Annotated in this window: 20 protein-coding genes and 1 pseudogene; 4 read left to right on the forward strand and 17 right to left on the reverse strand. The window is 54.3% G+C overall.

What is annotated here, in order from left to right:
* Positions 1-222: 222 nt before the first annotated feature.
* The 3 genes from ACZ1HN_RS19175 to ACZ1HN_RS19185 form a co-directional block, all read right to left on the reverse strand.
* A complete protein-coding gene (locus tag ACZ1HN_RS19175; protein WP_472728647.1) occupies positions 223-984 on the reverse strand; it encodes a YHYH protein in 762 nt (253 codons plus the stop codon).
* A 62-nt stretch (positions 985-1,046) separates the two neighbouring features.
* Complete coding sequence (locus tag ACZ1HN_RS19180; RefSeq protein WP_472728648.1) at positions 1,047-1,169, reverse strand: NmrA family NAD(P)-binding protein; 123 nt, start codon at positions 1,167-1,169, stop codon at positions 1,047-1,049.
* A 433-nt stretch (positions 1,170-1,602) separates the two neighbouring features.
* Entirely contained in the window at positions 1,603-2,271 is a 669-nt protein-coding gene (locus tag ACZ1HN_RS19185; protein ID WP_472728649.1) for a TetR/AcrR family transcriptional regulator, read from the reverse strand.
* Positions 2,272-2,290: 19 nt separating this feature from the next.
* Here ACZ1HN_RS19185 and ACZ1HN_RS19190 point away from each other — a divergent pair, with 19 nt between their 5' ends.
* Positions 2,291-2,746, forward strand: coding sequence for a nuclear transport factor 2 family protein (locus ACZ1HN_RS19190; RefSeq protein WP_472728650.1), 456 nt, complete (start codon positions 2,291-2,293; stop codon positions 2,744-2,746).
* Complete coding sequence (locus ACZ1HN_RS19195; protein WP_472728651.1) at positions 2,739-3,590, forward strand: ergot alkaloid biosynthesis protein; 852 nt, start codon at positions 2,739-2,741, stop codon at positions 3,588-3,590. Before ACZ1HN_RS19190 ends, ACZ1HN_RS19195 begins: the two co-directional genes overlap by 8 nt.
* A 916-nt stretch (positions 3,591-4,506) precedes the next feature.
* Here ACZ1HN_RS19195 and ACZ1HN_RS19200 read toward each other — a convergent pair.
* From ACZ1HN_RS19200 to ACZ1HN_RS19245, 10 genes are all read right to left on the reverse strand, one after another.
* Positions 4,507-5,595: an HNH endonuclease gene (locus tag ACZ1HN_RS19200; protein ID WP_472728652.1), complete on the reverse strand. Its 1,089-nt coding sequence runs from the start codon at positions 5,593-5,595 to the stop codon at positions 4,507-4,509.
* Positions 5,595-7,196: a restriction system-associated AAA family ATPase gene (locus tag ACZ1HN_RS19205; RefSeq protein ID WP_472728653.1), complete on the reverse strand. Its 1,602-nt coding sequence runs from the start codon at positions 7,194-7,196 to the stop codon at positions 5,595-5,597. Before ACZ1HN_RS19205 ends, ACZ1HN_RS19200 begins: the two co-directional genes overlap by 1 nt.
* Entirely contained in the window at positions 7,193-8,902 is a 1,710-nt protein-coding gene (locus ACZ1HN_RS19210; protein ID WP_472728654.1) for a restriction endonuclease subunit S, read from the reverse strand. Before ACZ1HN_RS19210 ends, ACZ1HN_RS19205 begins: the two co-directional genes overlap by 4 nt.
* On the reverse strand, positions 8,899-9,825 hold the full coding sequence (locus tag ACZ1HN_RS19215) for a GIY-YIG nuclease family protein (protein WP_472728655.1): 927 nt from the start codon (positions 9,823-9,825) through the stop codon (positions 8,899-8,901). The genes ACZ1HN_RS19210 and ACZ1HN_RS19215 overlap by 4 nt, the downstream gene beginning before the upstream one ends.
* Positions 9,822-11,075 carry an HsdM family class I SAM-dependent methyltransferase gene (locus ACZ1HN_RS19220; RefSeq protein WP_472728656.1) on the reverse strand — a complete coding sequence of 418 codons (1,254 nt, stop codon included), beginning with the start codon at positions 11,073-11,075 and terminating at the stop codon, positions 9,822-9,824. The genes ACZ1HN_RS19215 and ACZ1HN_RS19220 overlap by 4 nt, the downstream gene beginning before the upstream one ends.
* The gene (locus ACZ1HN_RS19225) at positions 11,003-11,296 is read right to left on the reverse strand and encodes a type I restriction-modification system subunit M N-terminal domain-containing protein (RefSeq protein ID WP_472728657.1); all 294 of its coding nucleotides are present in this window, start codon (positions 11,294-11,296) and stop codon (positions 11,003-11,005) included. Before ACZ1HN_RS19225 ends, ACZ1HN_RS19220 begins: the two co-directional genes overlap by 73 nt.
* The gene (hsdR, locus tag ACZ1HN_RS19230) at positions 11,293-14,445 is read right to left on the reverse strand and encodes a type I restriction-modification system endonuclease (protein ID WP_472728658.1); all 3,153 of its coding nucleotides are present in this window, start codon (positions 14,443-14,445) and stop codon (positions 11,293-11,295) included. The genes ACZ1HN_RS19225 and hsdR overlap by 4 nt, the downstream gene beginning before the upstream one ends.
* The gene (locus tag ACZ1HN_RS19235) at positions 14,430-14,645 is read right to left on the reverse strand and encodes a hypothetical protein (RefSeq protein WP_472728659.1); all 216 of its coding nucleotides are present in this window, start codon (positions 14,643-14,645) and stop codon (positions 14,430-14,432) included. The genes hsdR and ACZ1HN_RS19235 overlap by 16 nt, the downstream gene beginning before the upstream one ends.
* Before the next feature lie 50 nt (positions 14,646-14,695).
* Positions 14,696-15,259, reverse strand: coding sequence for a metallophosphoesterase (locus tag ACZ1HN_RS19240; protein WP_472728660.1), 564 nt, complete (start codon positions 15,257-15,259; stop codon positions 14,696-14,698).
* A gap of 69 nt (positions 15,260-15,328) precedes the next feature.
* Positions 15,329-15,961 carry a hypothetical protein gene (locus ACZ1HN_RS19245; RefSeq protein ID WP_472728661.1) on the reverse strand — a complete coding sequence of 211 codons (633 nt, stop codon included), beginning with the start codon at positions 15,959-15,961 and terminating at the stop codon, positions 15,329-15,331.
* A gap of 82 nt (positions 15,962-16,043) precedes the next feature.
* On the opposite strand from ACZ1HN_RS19245, the gene ACZ1HN_RS19250 reads away from it, so the two are divergent.
* Together ACZ1HN_RS19250 and ACZ1HN_RS19255 are read left to right on the forward strand one after the other, a co-directional pair.
* Complete coding sequence (locus ACZ1HN_RS19250) at positions 16,044-16,298, forward strand: helix-turn-helix domain-containing protein (protein ID WP_472728662.1); 255 nt, start codon at positions 16,044-16,046, stop codon at positions 16,296-16,298.
* Between the two features lie 36 nt (positions 16,299-16,334).
* Entirely contained in the window at positions 16,335-18,143 is a 1,809-nt protein-coding gene (locus tag ACZ1HN_RS19255) for a hypothetical protein (protein ID WP_472728663.1), read from the forward strand.
* A 97-nt stretch (positions 18,144-18,240) separates the two neighbouring features.
* Here the strand turns inward: ACZ1HN_RS19255 and ACZ1HN_RS19260 are convergent, their stop codons facing one another.
* From ACZ1HN_RS19260 to ACZ1HN_RS19275, 4 genes and pseudogenes are all read right to left on the reverse strand, one after another.
* On the reverse strand, positions 18,241-18,537 hold the full coding sequence (locus tag ACZ1HN_RS19260) for a hypothetical protein (RefSeq protein WP_472729389.1): 297 nt from the start codon (positions 18,535-18,537) through the stop codon (positions 18,241-18,243).
* Entirely contained in the window at positions 18,538-19,083 is a 546-nt protein-coding gene (locus tag ACZ1HN_RS19265; protein WP_472729390.1) for a hypothetical protein, read from the reverse strand.
* Between the two features lie 391 nt (positions 19,084-19,474).
* Positions 19,475-19,882: pseudogene (locus ACZ1HN_RS19270) on the reverse strand (relaxase/mobilization nuclease domain-containing protein); the annotation flags it as partial.
* Entirely contained in the window at positions 19,879-20,229 is a 351-nt protein-coding gene (locus tag ACZ1HN_RS19275; RefSeq protein ID WP_472728664.1) for a plasmid mobilization protein, read from the reverse strand. The gene ACZ1HN_RS19275 and the pseudogene ACZ1HN_RS19270, both read right to left, overlap by 4 nt.
* Positions 20,230-20,356: the final 127 nt, after the last annotated feature.

Genomic DNA, 20,356 nt, shown 5'->3' on the forward strand with positions numbered 1-20,356 from the left:
CGGAACCTGCCATCGAACTGCATCTCTACCAGTATCCCAATCAACGAGACCCAAGCGTTACCGATACAAAATGCGGTTGCCGCCTGGGGTATCATTCTGCACTCAGCCGGAAGCGATCCTCGTCTTTGCGACCGACCTCTGTCAGCGGAAAACCGGCATGACGCCGTTTCTTCCAACTGATGCCGCCGTCAATGAACGCAACGCCCCGTTTGGCAGACCCTTTCAGCCGTCGCCATCCGGCGGGGGCCGATTGCCGCGCCCACCGATGAAGTCGCTCGACACTGTTCCTTTGAAACAGCGCGGGAAGAACGGGTAGGTATCGGTTGCGAAATAGACATATTGCCCGCCAAACATACCCCCGTTGCATTCGTCGAGGTCGCCAGAGCCCGCAACGAATTCGTAGTCCTGCACATAGGTGCCGTCATGTGTGCCACCTGGACCGGACTCGCGCTCCCCCGACTTCAACTGCCAAGACGATTGCGCTTGGGCACCCACGTAGTGGATTTCGAACCCGTCCGCGGCATAGCCAAAGAGCGTGCCATCAAGTCTGTCGACAACTGCAGAGGGGATGCCGTGATAGTGGTACATCCCGTCACCGTCCACATGCGCGTTTTGTGCGTCCATGATGAGCCCGCCTACGCCTTCGACATTCCATCCCGAAGACGGGTCGCGCGAATAACCGCGCTCAGAAGTAGGATCATAGTATTCCGCGGTGCCCGGACGCATTGGAATTCCGGTCAGGGTAATACCCGAAATACGGGCGTTTCGGATGATGGTGTCGGTCAGCTCCGGCGTCGCATCCATGCAAAACGTATGGTTCTGCTCTTCCACCGAGGCCCCGGCCCGCCATGAGCCGGTGTCATGATCGGGCACGCCATCGGATGTGATACAGCGCTGATCCCCCTCCACGGTGATCGTAACGTGCGCTTGAAGCGCACCGCCTGCCAAAAGCGTTAGAGCGAGCGTGGTTACTAGTGTCTTCATGAGGCCCTCCGGTTGCTTGTATAATTGTCTTACGGGCGGGAACGGTATTTCTGTCGTTCTTTTTATCGGGGGATGTAGGCGCGTGTTTCGTCGCTAACCAACGCGCGCACCGCATGGCCCTGTTTCACGAGCTGGGTTGCGAGTTCTCCCCCGACATTCCCGGTTGCTCCGAATACGAGATCCACAAAATTGCCTTTGGATCAGTTGGCTTGGGTTTTGGCTGTCGACTTTCTTTGGCCCCATCGGCTGCCGATTTCATGGTGTCGGGCAAATTTGATATGACTGGCGCCGCCCGTTCGGCGCTTCCCCTTGATTTGTCGGGCGGGGAATACCGTGTGGGCGACTTGGATACACCGATCGATGTCAAGATGGTGATCCAGTCTTGCCTCTAGTTGGTTCACCTGCCGCAGACCTTGCCGGTCTCACTCTTGCCCGAGACTGTCATCGTCCGGAAAAATGATCGCCTGTCCGCACTGGCGCGTTTGCTGGACGACGATATCGCAACCAGCGCAATGCGCGCGGTGTGATCCTCGATCGTCTGCTTTTGGTCCTATAAAATGAAGCCTTTCCCGACGAAGGCCGATTTTCCGGTCTCGTGCAGGGGTTGGCTGACCTGCTTCACTGACGGCCAAGACCTGCAGCGATGAACTGTGCGATCTTGTCTATTTCCACTCTGCTGACGCGACTTCCGGTCACGATGACTCGCCAATAAATGATGCTTGCAAGCGCGTCGTTGGCAAGGTCGCGGTCCGCACTTGCAGTTAATTCACCACGTGCGATGGCCCGATCGACGATCACCTTACCGCGTTCGCGGCGCTCATATTGCAGAGTGTTCCTTATCTCGGCGCTCAATGCGCTGGTTCTGGCCATCTCGGCATGCAGGTCGGGCAGAATGCGCCGTATCAGCGGGTGGCGAAGCGTCCGGCGCAGGGACAACAGGATCAGCCGCAGGTCCCCCAATAACGACCCGCTGTCGGGGATGGATGTGAGGTTCAGGCCAACCGTCTTGATCAGTTCGATCGCCATGTCCTGTTTTGACGACCAGCGCCGATAGAGCGCTGCCTTTCCAACACCGGCCCGCTTGGCGACGCGTTCCAAGCTAAGCGCACCAAGACCTGTCTGCGCCCATTCCTCAAAAAACGCGCGGGTCAGTGCATCGGTCACGGACGGGCGCATCACGGCCGCTCCACTGGGCGCACGCGGCGGCGCGCTCATCGCCAATTTTCCGTCGGAACGATTGCGTTCCATCCACTGATCTCCCATATGGTCGATACGGCATCGTTCCATCCAAAAGAAAGGCTTGTCAATGACCACCCAACAAACCCGTTTTGAAGGACTTGCCGATATCCTGCGCGAAGGGCTCGGTGCCCGGATCGCTTCGGAGGCGGAGGATTTCCTCGACATGTTCGCCGAGGATTGTGTGTTTGAGGCTCCCTATGCACCGCCGGGATTCATTGCCCGAATCGACGGTCGAGATGCGTTGGAGCGTTACCTGATGGTTTTGCCCGACCTGATCCGCATCGATGATTTCTTTGACCTGCGGGTCAGCGAAATGGCGGACCCCAACAAAGTCGTGCTGGAGTTTCGCGGCAGCGGCGAAGGCCGAACCGGTGCATCTTACGATCAGAAATGGATATCGGTGATCGAAACGCGCGACGGCAAAATTGTCTATTACGCCGACTATTGGGATCCACGGATCACGCTTGCTGCAACCGGAGACGCTGTTCCCCAGCCTGAGGGGGAGGGTTTTACCCGTGCCTGATACAATCCTTGTCACGGGCGGGACCGGCACGACCGGACGCCGTGTATCCGCTCAGCTTTCCGCCCGCGGCCTTCGGCATCGCGTCGCAACACGGAATCCCGGCGCCAAAGACCACATCCGCTTCGATTGGATGATTGAGACCACCTGGGCGGCAGCGCTGGAAGACGTCAAAAGCATTTATCTCGTCGCGCCAAGTGGCATCGCTGGACCGTTGCCCGTGATGATCCCGTTCATGGAACTCGCGATCCGCAATGGCGTCAGACGCTTCGTCCTGCTCAGCGCATCCTCGTTGGAACCGGGTGGGCCGATGATGGGCGCGGTACATGCCTGGCTGCGCGATCACGCGCCGGAATGGGTGGTTCTGCGCCCGACATGGTTCATGCAGAACTTCTCGGAGGGCCAGCACCTTGTGACGATCCGCAATGAGAGCGCGATCTACACCGCAACAGATCAAGGGCGGATCGGGTTCATCGATGCAGAGGATATTGCAGCCGTCGCAGTCGAAGCACTGACCCAGCCAAAATGTGTGACGGGCGACATGATCCTTACGGGCCCTGCGGCACTCAGTTACGATGATGTGGCGGCGACGATCAGCGATGTGCTGAAGCACCCGGTCATGCACCATCACCTGAGCGTGGATGAGCTTGCCGCGCGACATAGGGATCAATCCGGCCTGCCAGAAGCCTATGCCCAGACCCTTGCGCAGATGGATGCTGACATCGCTGCGGGTTCAGAAGATCGCATCACTGATGCAGTGCCGCGCATGGCCAGACGACCAGCGCAGACCTTGGCGGATTTCGTGGCCGCCAATGCGGGTGTGTGGAAAAAAGGACACCCCCGGTGACAGACCGATTGGCGTACTTAATTGCGCAGTTCGACGCCGCCGTTCGGGCTGAACCACTTCCAATCCGTATGATTAACCATCATTGATAAGAAACATGTACGTTTCGCACATCCATCAACTTTGTGAGGAATGCCATGGGCATCGTGAAAATCAACGTTGACCTATATGAAGAGGTCCGTCGGCCCAGCAGTTTGCTGTGCAGGTAAATCAGTGCGCAGGCCGAATTCCTACGCTCTAGTCCTTGAAATGAGCGCGGCCTGAATGTCTACCAAAGGTTCCTCACCTTCCTGTCGAAATACATTACCTTTTGCAGACAGGTTTTCTGGCCATCTTTTCGGCGTTGGAACCATTCATGTTCTGTGTCGAATGCGACCACGAAGCTGCCATTGTTGTCGTCGCACTGTGCCCCCATCCGGGCGACGCCCATACGTTCCGACAATGAGCAGGAAAGCAATTCGCGGCCTAGTTTCTCAAGCGAACCTTCTATGTTCTTCGGGTCGTTGAACGACGGTCGTGTCCATTTGTTGCGGTAGCATCGTAAGAAACTTCGGACCAGCCAGGTTTTCGGACGTCGGACGAACCTCAAACGTATCTCTCGTGTTCATCAAGGGCGTAAACCGCACGGTCCCACCCTCCAAGACGTTGCCCACCCGCTCCGCAGGGAGATACTTGCACACGCATCGCTACGGTGGCGACGGATTGTCGAAGTCGTCCAGATCGAAGGTTTCAGCCTTTCCAAGACCCTTTCAAGCTTTGGGTAGCTCGTGGGTAGATTGGCCAATTCCTGGCTTTATCCAATGAACTCAATGTATAATGGCGGAGACGAAGGGAGCATCACAATACAAATAAGTTATTGTTTTTTATAATAAGAAATACTCTCAACTCTATTTATACCACAAAAACTACCTCGTAAGCATCAAGTTGCATAGTAGACAAAGTTAGCCAGCCAAGCTCTAGCATCATCTCCGAGTTGATCATCATCACAAGCAGAAGCAATTACCTGAAATGCCTCGGCCTTGAGGAACGAAGCGTCATCGAATCCTTCTTGCAATACGTTCTCAACATATCGTGGTACTTCTACCGAAATCTGATGTGGCGGCTTATCCCGGAAGGCCGGATCTTCTCGAACAAGCCACAAGGCAAATCGTTTTATCCAACCTAAGAAGTCTCGGTCTAAGGTGTGCTCGTATCGCAGCTTGATACTATAGATCGCATCCCAGGTATTGGCCTGAAGAGCGGGCTCTCCTTCTAGGCTAACTGACCATCTTGGCATCGTGTATCCACCAACTTCGTTGCCCTCCCCAAATCTACTCCCAAGCAAACTCACGTGATAAACTGGCCCGCTGTATGGGTCACAACATGATCGACGGTTGCCAGCGTTGTCGTAGAGAACGTCGGCGTCCTTTTTGTAAAGCGAGTTGCAGGCATGACATGCCGGTGGCAGATTTCTGAAGTCGGATGATACAAATGGATACTTTGAAATAGGCATTAGATGGTCGAGAGCGTTTCGCTTTAGACCGGCGGGCTGGAAGTTCTGCAATCCGCAGAATGGGCACACCTTCACACCTCTATCCTGAATGGCTTTGAAGTGGATATCCCTAAGTGCGGTACCTTCAACCTTTAAGGATGAGAGTTTGTCAAAGGCATAATCTGCCAAATCCTCTGCTGCCGGCTGGACTTCAGGCGGCAAGGTATCGAGGCGGCAACAGTGTAGAGTAGTATCACCGTAAACGTTTGGAACATTCGTTTGCTGCAATACCACTTCCCAGACCGTCGCTCGCTCGTTTGGTGTTAAATTGGCATACGCCGTCCAGAAAGCTGTGAGTCTGGTCCTTAGTCCGGTTTGACGACGCAGTCTCTCTCGTGCAAGGACGGGGAGGCAATTCGGCCAGGCCAGAGGTGTCCCGCCCCCATCAATTGCTGTCATGCCATCCACCAAGGACGTGATGATGTTATCGTTGAGCCAATTGCAGGCCAAAGCTTCGACAGGATATGTGAAGAGCATTATCCGGTGTTCTTTTTGAGCTTGCGGAGATGATCCGCCAATAGGGCTTTGCCAGTAGAGGGGCCGAGTTCATTGAAGCCCGCTTCTACCGTCTCAACATCCTCCGATTTCAAAAGCACTTCTATTTGCTTTTCCGCCATGAATGAATGCGGTGGGCGAATGTCAAAACAGGTTTCAAGAATTCGGTCAAAGGTGGCTCCAAAAGTCTCAATGGGCGGCTGGATCACATCGACCTTGCCGGTCTCCTGATCCCTTGCAAAAATCATAACCTGTTCGCTGGGCATATCAGACGGAACGAATGGCGCATGCGTTGTGAGGAGTACTTCTTGGTTTCCACGATCTCCGGTCATGTCGAGGAGTCGTTGAAAGAACTTCACGCGCCATTTTGGATTGAAGTGGGACTCAGGTTCGTCCAACAAAAAGAGCGCATTGGTGTCGCGAACCATGGCGTAGGTCCCAAGGACCAAAGCTTGTTGGTGCTCACCGTCGGACAAAGAAACGTAGTCCACCGCCGATGACGACCGGTCTTCAGGCCAGAACTTCACTTCCTCAAACGCAAATACCATTTGCTCTTGCTGAGGTTGGGGTGGCCTAGATGCGAAACGCCTGTCTTTGATTTCCCGTTTCAACCGTTCTCGTGTCGGCCTTGGGATCGCAAGGTCGTTAAGCAACGCCAGCTTATGCAGCGATTTATAGAGTGGAAACGCGCCATCCCAGAAGTGCCCAAAGGCCTCTCTCGTAGCCTCAGTTATGAAAAAGTCGAAGGTGTAGGACTCCGTCTTTTCGTCAACACTCCAACAGGTTGCGGTCCGCTTTAGTCGGTCTATCAGTTCTTCCAGCTCGGCTGTGAGTTGGATGCCTTTGCGCTTGGACTTCACGGCTTGCTTCTTTGGAGCTTTGGGAACGGCAGAGTGAGCGAGCCGGACAACGCAGCGACAGGATGCTAAGTCACCCAGACTTGCATGCCTTAGAAGTTCATCGCGGACATGCTGCGACCCGAGGATCAAGTTCGAAAAAACTACTTCAAGATTCGTCGCATAGTCCACGAGCATTAGCCGGTTATCAGGCACCTCTTCATCTGGTTCAGCTCCCAATGCCGCTCGGGCGACATCATCTGCATATCCGCTTCGACTTGCTAAGAACGGAAGGCTGAGAGTCTCATTGTCTCCAGAAGTGTAGCCGATGATGATTGACGGCAAGTACTTGGCGAATTCTGACGTTCCCGCTTTGACAATAACTTCTTCGTCAAGGATCAACTCAATTGCGCCAACTTTGCTTCCTTTCTTGGTGCGTTTCAGCCGCACGGTTTCGGCCACATCCTGTCCTTTAGGAGTGATGATGTACTCCACGTCAAAAAGGACTTCCTCGTTCGCACTGCTGCGCTCCTCTTTTGGATCGTGTTCGTACCACGCGGCTTGAAAAATCTCTGCAATCAGCTGAAGCAGCTGGGACTTACCGGATCCGTTCGGCCCGATAAGGCACAACGGCGCAAGAGGCTCGTTTGTGTTTCCATCTATGCCGCGACCGAACCAAATCTCGGAGCCGTCGAACAAGCCACCAGCCGCGGCTGATTTCTCTATCTTTAGAAACTTCAACCTCATTCGGTAGCCTGCTTGAACCGCATACGCTGCGCTCTGGTATCAAAGAATTGGACCAGCTTGGGGTTCGTCCCGCCGAGCAACTCAAACATAGCATCCCGGAGATCATCATGGGGCATTACAACTCGCGTTGAGAGTTCCTCGTAGGAGACACCTTTCGTGGGCCAATTAGCGCTGTCGGCGAGCAAGAGGTCTTTGGGGTCTTTCTTCATGGCGGTCGCTTTCGTGCGCCTTGGGCGCGGTTTCTTGGGTGCATTGGCGCGGGCCTCGCGGATGCGTTCAAGCAGCATGCTGGCCGGTTCATCTTTCGGGTCTTGGGGGACAAGTTCACCCGCGAAGGCCCTGGCGAGGATGCGTTCATCCAGGCGGTCGGTGAGCTTCAGGGCTTTTTCAGCTTCAGCCGCGAGGCGGTCGATCCTTGCGAAAGCCGTTTCGATCTGTTTGACGATTTCATCTTGCTCGAGACGACTGGGCAGAGGTACTTCCATTGGTCGAACATCACCAACGTTGATGCCTCTCACGGCAACGCCCTTTTGGTTTTCTTGGAAGTACTTTTGAGCCTGCGGACTGTGGAAATACCAGAACACATAGTGCGAGTTCATACCATCAAGTAGGTCAATCCGAACTGTATCTTGGGTGATGTTCCCACCATCCAAACTTTCAGGTACGAATGCCATGCGCCCGACCGTGCCACGGATAGTCAGAAGTAAATCGCCTGTTTTCAATGAAGATCGCATGTACTGTTGGTGAATTTCTTTTGTCGTATGCCTGATCTTCTCAGGCTCGACGACGCCGCCCTTAATGTTCATCACCTTTACGTACGGAACTCCACCTGCTTCATCTGGGCCGGGTTTAAGAATTCCATATTGTATGAGACGCAAGGGACTGGAGATATCCTCCATGGTCGTAAGAGTCCATTCTTCTGGAATTGGTAGCTCCACGGGAACTCTGTGGTGATCCGCCTTTGCTGTTCGAGCTCTGCGCAGTTTTTCATTCTTTTTCGAAAGAGATAACCGCTGCCTGTCCAGCCGTATCTTAGTCTCAGCAGAGGCAATATTACCGATTTCGCAGATAGCCCGCCACTCGGCTGTGAGTGCTCCCTTAAAAGCGATTTCCAATACTGAGTTGCGATATCGCTCCACAAGATTTGCGATGGCGGTGAGGTGGGCCCGAGCGGTAAAAGTGCGGGCGCTGAGAATGTCGAGCTTGCTCACAATCCGCGTTTGTTCAGAAATAGGTGCAAGAGGGATTTTTAGCTCAGCCATACGCTTTCCGGAAAGCTCAAGAAATGTCGTGCCTGACGCCAAACTCTCCGCATATTCTTTAGCGCTCAACAAGTAATACCGCACATATTCCGGCAGAATTTCATCTTCCAGAACCAGGCTCTTGAAACCCTGATTTGTCGAAATCTCGTTCGCAGCGATTGCGCAATAACCGACGGGAGCACGACTGGAAAATAAGACTGTACCCTTGGGCAAAAGAGTAGCCCCAGACGTACTAAGGCCTCTCTCACTCAGGTCTCTCCGGCCACCGCCGATATACACGTCTGAATACCTTGTGAGGTCAGCAGGCGTGATCCATTTGATGCCGTTTTCAGTGAAATTGCGTTCATCGTCAGCACGAGGAGTACCGCCACCGACGATCCTGGCAATATCTGCGCTCCTTGCCCAAGACCAGGTTTCGGGCAGTGGCCAGCGTTCATTGCTCATTCCGCCGCCTCCTGCTTTGCAGCCTGCGTCTGCTGCCAATCATGATAGGTCTGCTTTGACCCTTTCACCTTCCACTCAATCCGGCCGTTGCTGTTGCGATCCAGCACGACTGCTGCGGCTGCCGAGGGGCTGCTAAAAGACCAAGGCTTGGCAAAGCGCAGCTTGTCCGCCCCGTGCGGGATCAGCACACCATCCCCGATCAACTTCTCTTTCAGTCCGCCATAGCTCTGCTGGACATAGCCTGTACCGGTCAGCGCCTCTGACCCTTCCAGCACGATAAATTCGCCGTCTTCCTCCACTGCCGTGGCCTGCACCCCGCTTTTGTGACGGATTTCAAATTGCACATCGCCCGTGGTGCGCTCCTCTACCGTTTTGGCAGTTTGCGTCACAGCGCGCGGTTGCGGTTTGAGCATGTCCAGCCCGATCACCGGCAAGATGATCCGCAGGTTAGCAAGGAACTGCTCCATATTCGCCACGTCCGCCTCAGGCAGTCTACGGCGGCTGGTGTCAGGCTGGGTGCCATTGTCGAGCGTCACACGTCCCGCCTGCGAGGTCAGCTCGATCAGCCGCGCCTCAAGGTACTCGGCATGGCCCTTGGACAAGTCGTCATCGCTGGTGGTGACGGTGATGGCCGTTTCCCAGAAGTCACGCTTCAAGGCGCTTTGCTTGATCCTTTCGGCCACTGAATTGCCCGAGCCGATGTAGACGCGCGTGGCTCCTGCCTTCTCAGGATCAGGACCAGAGAGGATATAGACGCCTGTGCGGTCCACTTCTTCCCGTGCGGTCAGATCACCAAAGGCGGAGGCTCCGCTGACAAACAGCAGCCCCGTCCAGCCGTGTATGGTGGCCTTGCGCAGACCAGTCGGTTTGCCATCGACGAGGAACAGTTGGATCGTGCGCCCGAATGTATCGCCCGCAGTCATTCAGCGGACTCAACTTCGGTGGTTTCTTCCAACTCTTCACTAAGCGCTTCAATCTCGTTGAGCGCTGCGCGGAGGTGGCCCATGATTGCCGCTGCGATCTCGTCAGGGTCGGTCATGTCATCCTCGGGATCGCCGCTTTCGTCGCGCAGCCATGACCAGTCGAGGTTGTCGCCACGCTCCGCGATCTGTTCCCGTGTCAGCTTGCGCCAGCGGCCATCTTCGCCTTGTTCTTCCCGGTCGGATGCGCCCAACGGATCATCGCCGAAGAGTGCCTCGAATACTTCAAAGTGCTTGTCGGTCAAGGCGTTGGTCTTGCCGAATGACGGCATGTTAGCGCGGAGGTCGTAGAACCAAACTTCCTCCGTTGCCTGTTTTTTATGGTCAGCGGGCATAATTTTTTTTGTCACGCGACTGAAGAACATGACATTGGTTTTGACGCCTTGCGCATAGAATATCCCGGTTGGCAGGCGAAGGATCGTGTGCAGATTGCAGTTCGCCATCAAGAAGCGGCGCAGCTCTGTGCCGACGCCATCTCCGAACAGAATGTTGTCCGGCATAACGATGGCACAGCGCCCGTGTTGTTTCAGACTGCGAATGGCATGCTCAAGAAATGGCATTGGGCCGACCCGCTCTCCCGCAGTCAACGTGAAGTCAGGGCGGTTTACGTTGCCGGACATCTTGTTGAACGGTGGATTGGTGAGGATCACGTCAGCACGGCCCAACTGGGCACCTTGCGGGGCGCAGCTGTCTTCGCATCCCACAATGTTCTCAATACCATGGAGCAACATGTTCATGACACAGAGCCGGTTCGTATCTGGCACCCATTCGTGTCCCACAAATGCTTGGTGCCGTTGAAAGTGCCCCTCCGCATCTGAAAGTTTGAACAGATCGTCAGTCGCATCCTTGATGTACTGATCTGCCGCAATGAGAAAGCCACCGGTGCCAGCGGCCGGGTCTTGTATGACCTCACCTGGCTTGGGTTTGATCAGGCGAATGATTGAGTCAATCAGCGCGCGCGGCGTGAAGTATTGACCGGCCTTGGACTTCGTCGCTGAGGTCGTTTTCTCGAGGAGGCCCTCGTAGAGATCGCCCAGACCATCCTCCCGAGCAGTGAACCAGTCAAGCTTGTCGATGTTGGTGGTCAGTGTCTTCAGGTCTTTGGGGAGGCGAAGGTGCGTCATCGCATCCGTGAAGATAGCCAGTGTGACCGGATCTTTGGTCTTTTTCGGGTTGCCCAATTCAAGCAACATCGACTTGTAGTACTCGAGCTGGTCCCCCCTTCCATCTTGGCAAGCTTGCTCCAGCAATGTCCGTTCGGAAGCCTATTTTCTTGGCCGGTCTCCTCCAACATCTTGAGGAACAAGAGGTAGGTCAGCTCGTTGACATAGTTACTGTATGAAACACCAGCTGATTGGAGCGTCTTGCACTCCTTCCATAGCTTGGCGACGATTTCGGCGGTTTTTGGATTCATGCGCTCGTTTTCCAGAGTTCTTCGTTAAAGTCCGACAGGATGGCTTCCAGCTGGCCATTGAAGACCTTGTTGAGCCGGTTGAAGCCTCCTTGGGCTTGAAATGTACCTTGGTCAATCGCTTCTCGATCCACAACGATCTCCTGCGCGATCTGATCAGCGATCCGTCGAAGCCAAGTCTTTTGCGGCGAGGTCCAGCTGGTCTTCGAGAGAATGGCTTTTGTCGCAGCCTGCACCCTTTCATCAAACGGTATCAACGGATCGCCGATTGCCGCTTGCCGGATGAATCCGATGATCGAAGCGGCGATGTCTTCATTGGATGCGTCGGACCATGCTTTTCTTAGCGATGTCTCCGAGAAGCCCATCTTGTCGAGCTCAAGACGCAAACTGCGAAGCTGTCCACGAGTAAGGTCTCGTGGGCGCTGAACGACAACGTTCAGTGCGGCGATCTTGTTTTGGTTGTTCTTCACGTACGAGGAGAAGGTGTCAAGAAAGTCCTCTGGTTTCGAGTAGTCGCCATAGCCGGTCGTGACAGACCTCATTTCATCTTCGTGTTCTGAAATCGGGATGAGGTTTGGACCTGATCCCTCTGGCTTCCAGTCGAGAATTTTGCCAATGCTCGTGTACTTCTTCGCATATTCGGCAGCCGCTTGGATTGGGGTATTCCGCAAACGATCTCTGAGCTGTTCAGCCGTTTCGCCGGTAGCTTCAGTCAACGCTTCGCTAATCTTGCTTGGCATATTCCTAAGCTTGCGGTGCAGTTTTGCCAAAATCTGATCTCGGATAAGCTCTTGTTGCTCAGCTTCTTCAACAGTCGCCAACTCGTCAAAGAGCTGCTCAAACCTCAATGAAGGGTTGCTTGCAACGGGCTTCATCTGGGTCATGTCCTGAAGTGACGCGTATAGATCAACGGCGTCGAAGATCCTAAAGACGTCCTTCCCAATTTCATCACACCGCCGAGTGGCGCGCCCAAGCATCTGCTCATAGAGGATGCGACTGTTTACTCGCCGAATGAAAACAAGATTTGTGATCTTTGGAACGTCGATGCCAGTGGTCAAAAGATCGACTGTTACAGCTATCTGAGGGAAAGCATCGTTCCTAAAGGACCTGATCAGCTTACCGACCTTGTCAACACTGCCTGTGATCTTGCGGATGGCTGCGTCTTCGATCTCGCCATATTGCGCCGCGAAGGCCTTCTTGAGCTCCGCAACCACGATATCCGCATGCGCATCAGTCACAGCGAAAATAAGGGTCTTACCCTCAAGGCTTGGGTCGATGTGTTTCGCGAGCTCCTCCGCAACAACACGGTTAAACTTCTGTGTTATGACCTTTCTGTTAAAGGCCTCGACCTGAAAACTCAGCTCATCAGGTGCCGTGGTTTCATCAATTTCGCCCGTGGTCGAATCAAGTACTTCCATCGCCTCACCAGCCTCAAACTTGATGCCTGCAGCGCTCAGGGCTGTCTCAAACCTGGTGGGAGGCTCGTGGTCGATAAGCCAGCCATCCACGACTGCCTCTCGATAGGTATAGGTGTAGATTGGTTCGCCGAAAATCTGAGCTGTATGAAGGGCCGGGGTTGCCGTCAGACCAATTTTCACCGCATCAAAGTACTCTAAAACCCTGCGATATTTGGAAACGTAGTCGTCCTGGCTTCTGAAACTAAGCTCTGCATCCGACATCTCGCGGTCCAGCAAATAACCTCGATGGCACTCGTCAATAACCATCAAGTCATACTGGCCAATCGGCGGGACATCGGCGGGTTCATCATTGTAGAGAACTCGCTTGACCAAGCCCTGGATCGTGCAGATATGAACACGAGTTTCAGGGTCGGGCTTGATGTCTTCTAGGCCCTTGATACCAAATAACTGACCAAACGTCTTTGGCCCTTCGATAGCCGTGCTCATGAACTCGTCACTGGTTTGTGTGCCGAGAGCAGATCGGTCGACCACAAAGCAAACCCTTCGAAACCGTTTAGTCGACAGCAGGCGGTAAAGCATGGCTATGGCCAGCTTGGTTTTGCCAGTACCAGTTGCCATTGCCACAAGCATTTCGCGCTGTTCTGTTGAAAGTGTCTCTTCAACTTTCTGGATCGCCGCTCTTTGGTAGGGCCTCAATTGGAAACCGAAGTCGAAACTGCGCGACTTGAGCGCTTCTTGCGCCGCTTCTTTCTCGACCTCCATTTGCGAGGCAAGTTCATCAGGCGTGAACCAATCCATGAGAGCACGTCGGTGGTTCTGTGCACGCCTTGCATCTCGGAACCAAATACCGCTCTCGGTCTCGACTTGTTTCAGGTACGGTCGAGCATTTGTAGCAAACAAAAACGGAACTCGGTAACGTTCATCCCAAATCTGGGCGCTCCCTTGCGGGCCAAAACCTTCCGAGTAACGTTCAGCTTGATCTATGGCAGCCGAAACGTTCTTTCTGTATCGCTTGGCCTCCACGATACCTAGGCAGACTTCACCTACAAACAGGGCGTAGTCAGCTGGTCCATGCTCGGTCGGCCACTCAGCAATGGCCATATTGCGGCCTTTGGCTGGGCGGTTCCCTTTCGAATGTCGGATCTCGATGCTGTCAGTTTCCCAGCCTCTTTCTCTCAACTGCTGATCGATCAAAGCGCGTGTTGACTGCTCGTCCAAGTCAATCGCCCCATCAGCAGACATTGACGCAGATAGAAATGCGCTCTGCTCGAGCTTGTCGTCGTCGGAGGCTTTGGAGACGAAGTCATGCAGTTTAGCTTCTGCCTCTTGGGCCAAATCCTCCCAAATCCGACGCTCTTCCGCCTCACGATTTGCTCGCTCAGATGCCGTTTCTGCTGCCCTTTGCGCAGCTTGCCCCGCTTCGGCCGCTTTTTGGGCGGTTGAAATTGCATCGTTTCGCTCTGCCCGCAACCTATCGATCTCATTTCGCAGCTCACCAGCCAACTGTTCAGGAGCGGTAGGCGGCAAGAAAGGAGGAACCGAGAATGTACCATCCTTTGTGGCTGACCTTACATGCCATACCCCGAGCTGGACGCACATTTTAAGCGCTGTCAGTGCCTGCCGATGGTTTCCTTTTCCTCCGTGAACTGCCTCGTTCCCGAGTTTTCGGACGTGGTGAAGAACATCGAGGACCTTTTCTGGTGCCGCGCGTTCGAATTTCAGAGTGCGCAGCAATTCGGATTGAGATCCCCGGCTTCGAACTCGATGCCTGCCTTAGCCGCATGTCGTTGAGACAAATGCTCACAAAACTGGCGCAGTTTGATAATTGAAGTACTGGGGTCGTCATGGAAATAGCTCTCAGCGAGGCGGCCTAAATTGACCAGTTGCTCGTCAAGAATATCTAGAAATTGAAAATTACTTTCGGTCGCATTCATGCACACAGGATTGCTTAAAATTTATTCTGGAACAAGCTAATAGCGTGCGTTCAACTTATCTCCGCATTGTGCTCCACGTCGTCCCAGTGCTTGTTTGCGGGCAGTGTCTCGGCCCGCTGCTTAATGTCTCGGATAGTTACGGGCCCATAGCCCCAGACATCCACCCCAACATTCACCGCATTTCGGCTACCCATCCATTGGTCATGAACGTGGCCAAACAGGTGAAGAGCGCCTTTCCGGGCCTTGTGCCAGGTGATCATTGGGTAGTGACAAAGGACGGAAGGCGAGCCCGCGCCATCCGTTACCTCGGTTAAATGTGTGACCGAGGTCCAAGGCAAAGCTTGCGTGGCTTCGCCGTCATGGTTTCCAACGACAAGGTGCTTCTCTGCGCCTGGCAGGCGAGAGAACAGGTTCGACAACCACCTGCGATCTTTGGCCTTAGGTCCGAAGGCGAAATCTCCAACAATCCAAAGCGCATCTTGCGGACCGACCTTCGAGGCAAGGTTTTCGAGCAAAACGGCATCCATGTGGCTCGCAGACGTAAACGGACGAGCACAATGCTTGATGATGTTGTCATGGCCGAAATGCGTGTCGGCAGTGTACCAATGCTTCATGGCTGTTCTCAAATTCTGCAAGGCGATCAAAGGCGGGGTCCGCCTCGTAGCATCCAATGTCTATTCTGGCTAGGCCAGCGCCACCTGTCTGACTCCGTGGATGTCACGAACCTCGGTGTCCGATGTTATTCCAGCGGCCACCAACGCCTGTTCAACCTCCTTTGAGGCACGCTCTGCGCGCTCCCGTGCCCAAGCGGTCAACCTTGTGGAAATCCACCATGCGGCTGGCAACAGGACGAAAGGATAGAACTTCAACGCCGTCGCCGACATGCTGTCGCTCATGTTCGGGAAAAACACGGCTAGGACCGCATAGTAGATCAAAAGACCTGGTAAAGCGCCGATGAGCGCCACCAGAAACGTGGCAGAGAGTTTACCTTCCGGTGTGTCCGGGTCGGCAGACCCATGCAGTTGCAAGCATTGAGCCGTCAGGTTCGCCAGCGCAACTGGTTCACGCCCCACGGGTGCCAAGACAACGGCGACATCGTCACCTTGACGAGCGCGGTTGAGCACTTCCCCAATGAACATGTGTTCTTGCCCGCCCGCTTCCCGAAGTGTCATTTCCCGCCATTGCCGTGAACGCTCGACACGCCTGGTCCGGCGGTTCACCTCCCGCTCGACGCGATCAACAATGTCTACAACGTTGCCACGGATGACTTTGTATCCGGGCGGCATTTTCGGCTTGTTCTTTTGGGAACCAGACATAGCTTCCCCCATAATATCCTATAATGGGATAATACCATAACAGGATTACGCGGCAAGGGCTTAGGCCAAATGGAGATGCCGCATGACCAGAAGTCTGCGAACGCCGGGGCACCAGGCGTTGATGCAGGTGCTGATTGAAACGAGAAAATTGAAAGGGATCACGCAGCAAGAGCTCGCCAACCGCCTGGATCGACCGCAGTCCTACATAGCGAAGGTCGAAACAGGCGAACGTAGGCTGGATGTCATCGAGTTCATTGAGTGGACGAAGGAACTAGAGCTTAGTCCAGGCTCAACCCTTTCGGAGATCGAAGATCGCATTCGAGTTTCCCTGAAATAACACTGCAGGTCAGAAATTTAGCATTGGTTTAAGGCATTGAATAAGACTATCGGAAACATCATCAAATCACTTTTTCCGGAAGGCACGCAGCCCGATACTGCTGCCATGCTGGAGCATCTTGACGCCGATACTGCAGGAAACCCCAACGCACCTTGGCTCTTTCCGCCGCTTCTGCCGTCCGATGTTTTCGCCATAGCCGGATACATCTGTAAGGTTTCAAGCCTTGTCGGGCATTTGGACCCGCACATTGAGCCACGAGACAACCCAGGTTTCCAAGTCTCGTCAGATGAAAGAAGAATCCTTGTTGATTGCGGAGCGAGCTGGGCGAGACTTTCGGCAGACCCCGTCAAGGGACATATTGAAGAAGCGATGCCCGAGCCAGTGGTTAGGCTCTGGGATGAAATCATCGCGTCTTGGAACGAAAGTGTTCTGCTTAAGAGAGACACCAGCGACGAAAAGTATGCACCTCGCTGGGCCAAGGCGGCTTTGTCATTATTCATTATATCAGATACGGCATTTTCGCGTGCATACTTCGACCGAACAACAATCGACGATAGCAATGTTATGGCGGCTTGGGTTTCTGCGCTGCGACTGGGAGCCTTCACAGAAAGCCTTGCCGAAGAAAAGGCAATGAGTAGTTCTGACGACGGTGCATTAGTGCTAGTGGGCGATCCGCCGTCCAGTATCACTATGATGGCGAACACAGCATTAGCTACCGTTTTGCCTAAATCAAGAATCCCCAGTGTCGGCGTTGGTTTGCGAAATCTATCTAGGAATTTGGCCTTACTTCCAGGGAGCTCGGAGCTAAGGCTTAGCTATTCGCCGCAAATACATCGGGAACTGAGTTCAGGTGCCGAATGCGAGGCAAGGGGTAAGCCGCTGAACCTGCTACTCATACCATTCCCGTTTGAGATAGATGCACTCGCGTTTGAACCATCCTCCAGAAGTGAAAGGAAGATCACCGGAGAACGTGACTGGCAGAGTTTTCGCGTCAAACAACACTGGATTGATGACGCCAACAAAAGGCAGCGTTTTTTAGCCCAAGTTTCGGTCATGTTGGACGAAGCGAAGCGAGAAGTCGATGAAATCCACGGGATAATCCTGCCGGAATTGTCACTGGACTACGAACTCTACGTCAAGCTGGGCGAACAATTCAAAGAGATTTGCCCAGAAGCAGAGCTATGTCTCGCTGGCTTGGCAACAAATATGAACGCAGAACATGGAAATTTTCTCGCGATCAGAGAGTGGGGCGAAACCAGCAACCATACGAGAATTCAAATTAGATCAAAGCAACAACGTTGGAAACTCGACCTCAACCAGTTGGAAATGTACGGGCTTACCTCATTAGTAGATGCCACCACCAAGTTCTGGTGGGAAGATGCTCACATCGGCAACCGCAGCCTGTCCTTTCACTCATTGCGGGATGACACGGTGTTCACCTCCTTGATTTGCGAGGAGCTTGCACGCTCCGACTCGTGTCATGATGCGCTTCGTGCGGTTGGCCCAAACCTAATCTTCGCTCTTCTTATGGATAGCGCGCAGATTCCTGGGCGATGGCCAGGAAGCTATGCGACGGCGCTAGCCGACGACCCTGGCTCCTCTGTCCTAAGCCTAACCTCAGCTGGATTAGTTAGGCGATCCATAAAGATCAGAGGAACCGGAAGCAGCTCGGTGGCACTCTGGAAAGATGAGACTGGGCTGACTAGAACGTTTGAGTTGCCTAAAGGGGATGGAGCGATTCTTCTTTCGCTACGCCCACAGAAAATCATCAACCGCACAATCCTGGACACGCCGTCGCAAGTTACCTCTTGGAGGTACTTTGCTCACAGAACCCTACTGGTCTAGCCAGCATCTGTAGTGCACAGCACACGATGCTCCCACGTGGCCGATTGGCTTCTCAGTGTTCAAGGAAACGGACCAAAGCCACGCAAGCTGTCCTGCCTTAGCGCTGAGCTTCGACCATCGCTTTGTGGAGTGCTTGCTGCACTGACGCCAACGCGCGCGTCGCTGAACCATCGATTGCCGCTTCCTCGGCGGAGGCGCGACACCAGTCCACCAATCGCATCTGACACTCGGCCAAGAGCTTCACGCACTCGCTCAAAGACTCCATGTCTCGTCGCGTTGCCATCGATATTCTGTCGGCGGAAAGCCTTATATCCTTCGCTGATTTGTCTGAGCGCTCGATCAACTGATTGACGGATTTCAGCAATTCGCGCTCCATAGGTGTCAAGTTGGACATTCAATCCTCCGTTCTTGGTGTTCTGACGCAGATGCGGCCCTCCGGAACGCGCAGCGGGCAGGTTCTCTGCTCCACACCCTCCGGAAGGACCAGGACCGTCCCAGCACCGCCGAGGGCCATCACCCTCGCTGAGTTCTCCAGCCCGTTGATCGGCGGTTGAATTTCCACCTTCGTCTGGACCGGGATCGGCATGTTCGCGAAGGCTATCATCGACCCAATCAGCATCGCCACCGCGCCGATCCCCATGGGCGTCACGATGAAACGCCACTCCCCCTTGCTCCGCCAGAGCTGGTGCCGATCCTGCATTTCGCGCATCGTCTGCTGGACCTCTTCCGCCTGGGTCAGAACGTCCTTCTGAAGCAGCTTCAAGGCGGAGCGCGTGCGCTCGGCGACTTCTTTCATATCTCTCTCGGTTAAGGCTTGCACGGCGAGCAACTGCCTTTTCAAGGTTTCGTCGAAGTCGTTCAGCTCTTGCCAAATCCGGTCTTCGGACGCTTTCACCTCCCGTTCCGTTCTCTCTTGTATTCTTTGCAGCAACCCATTCATCGTAGGTCCAATCCTCGTGAAAAATTCTGTCAGTCAGTCGATATGTCTGAGAGGTGCCCTCTGAACCGATCACTCGCATAACGACTTTCGAAGCCGGTTTTTTAGAGGGCCTTTTTGAGGGGCGTGGTGGCTTGATTTCCATGCCATCCTCTTCCAGCTCGCGCAGGGCGGCAAGGACATCGCTGTGATCTCGAACCTGGCGCAGTTCGATTTTTGAGATCACATGCGCTCTAATGGCGTCTCGGATTTGCGTGCGGTCATCGCTTTCAAAGACGTGCCGAAGTGTTCGCCGCCGTTTGGGATCGTCGGGGCTGGCCCAGCCTTTGGCGGTGTTCCAGAAGTCACGAAATGCGTTGAAGTAGCTCTCAGATCGCGGTGGTGCCGGGTTGAAGGCGGCCCCTTCATACAATTCTACGCGAGGCACAACAAAGTGCAGCTCCACATTTCCCTTGTGAACGTGCTTGACCCAAAGGCACTGGTATTGGTCTGTTTCCAACCCAGCGAACGCCGTACGCTCAAAATCGTCCATGACGGCTGCCAGCTCGTCTTGGCTTGGTTGGTCTTCAGCAGCGAAGGCGATCACCCCACTCACGTACCGCCATTTCCGATGATTGCTGTCAATTAAGGCGATGGTTTGATCTGGGTCGCCACGTATGATCTCTGGCGGCACAGTTCGGACTTCTGTCTTGCCCGAAATGCGTTTGCGGTTCGCATCATAGGCGGCGACTTCTTCATCAAGTAGATATCGAACCGCCGCCCGCCCACTTCCGTCACCGTGTTTGAAAAAACGTATCATCATGCTGATGCCTCCTGCACCAGCTTACTAAGCGTGCGTTCGATGATCACGAGATGGCCTAGGATGTCCCGCGCATCGGCGTGAGCCTCAATCACTCGGGCCTCGTTTACAACCCGTGCGATCTGATTGAGGTTGTTGCCAACCATGGCGACTTGACGGACTAAGCGTGCGTCGGCGGGCGGGATTGGCACACGAACTTTTTCGGGCGTGCCGTCCATGAGGCGGCGAACGATACCTGACAACGTTTCATCGCGAGAATTCGCAACCGCCTGCCAACGCTCCAATTCCGCGGGCGTACAACGCACTCGAACTAGCCGGGACCGTTTCTCAGGTTCTGCTAACGAGACCACTGTGTTCCTCCCGTGAACAACTCATGCCTTCGTGATCGATATGGGTTGGGGTTGAGGGGAAGGGGTGCACCCATTCCCCCACAAGGTGCGGTGCCGTAGGCACAAGCGTAACCTTGCTCCGCCTATG

This window comes from Tateyamaria sp. GN1-10 (genome assembly GCF_055693845.1).

Excerpts from the sequence above, each read along its gene's own strand:
- ACZ1HN_RS19215 (WP_472728655.1), bottom strand. The coding sequence starts at position 9,825 with ATGACTGCGGGCGATACATTCGGGCGCACGATCCAACTGTTCCTCGTC.
- ACZ1HN_RS19260 (WP_472729389.1), bottom strand. The coding sequence starts at position 18,537 with ATGTCCAACTTGACACCTATGGAGCGCGAATTGCTGAAATCCGTCAAT.
- ACZ1HN_RS19175 (WP_472728647.1), bottom strand. The coding sequence starts at position 984 with ATGAAGACACTAGTAACCACGCTCGCTCTAACGCTTTTGGCAGGCGGT.
- ACZ1HN_RS19265 (WP_472729390.1), bottom strand. The coding sequence starts at position 19,083 with ATGAATGGGTTGCTGCAAAGAATACAAGAGAGAACGGAACGGGAGGTG.
- ACZ1HN_RS19185 (WP_472728649.1), bottom strand. The coding sequence starts at position 2,271 with ATGGAACGATGCCGTATCGACCATATGGGAGATCAGTGGATGGAACGC.
- ACZ1HN_RS19220 (WP_472728656.1), bottom strand. The coding sequence starts at position 11,075 with ATGTTGCTTGAATTGGGCAACCCGAAAAAGACCAAAGATCCGGTCACA.
- ACZ1HN_RS19205 (WP_472728653.1), bottom strand. The coding sequence starts at position 7,196 with ATGAGGTTGAAGTTTCTAAAGATAGAGAAATCAGCCGCGGCTGGTGGC.
- ACZ1HN_RS19200 (WP_472728652.1), bottom strand. The coding sequence starts at position 5,595 with ATGCTCTTCACATATCCTGTCGAAGCTTTGGCCTGCAATTGGCTCAAC.
- ACZ1HN_RS19250 (WP_472728662.1), top strand. The coding sequence starts at position 16,044 with ATGACCAGAAGTCTGCGAACGCCGGGGCACCAGGCGTTGATGCAGGTG.
- ACZ1HN_RS19225 (WP_472728657.1), bottom strand. The coding sequence starts at position 11,296 with ATGAATCCAAAAACCGCCGAAATCGTCGCCAAGCTATGGAAGGAGTGC.
- ACZ1HN_RS19190 (WP_472728650.1), top strand. The coding sequence starts at position 2,291 with ATGACCACCCAACAAACCCGTTTTGAAGGACTTGCCGATATCCTGCGC.
- ACZ1HN_RS19245 (WP_472728661.1), bottom strand. The coding sequence starts at position 15,961 with ATGTCTGGTTCCCAAAAGAACAAGCCGAAAATGCCGCCCGGATACAAA.
- ACZ1HN_RS19235 (WP_472728659.1), bottom strand. The coding sequence starts at position 14,645 with ATGAATGCGACCGAAAGTAATTTTCAATTTCTAGATATTCTTGACGAG.
- ACZ1HN_RS19210 (WP_472728654.1), bottom strand. The coding sequence starts at position 8,902 with ATGAGCAATGAACGCTGGCCACTGCCCGAAACCTGGTCTTGGGCAAGG.
- ACZ1HN_RS19240 (WP_472728660.1), bottom strand. The coding sequence starts at position 15,259 with ATGAAGCATTGGTACACTGCCGACACGCATTTCGGCCATGACAACATC.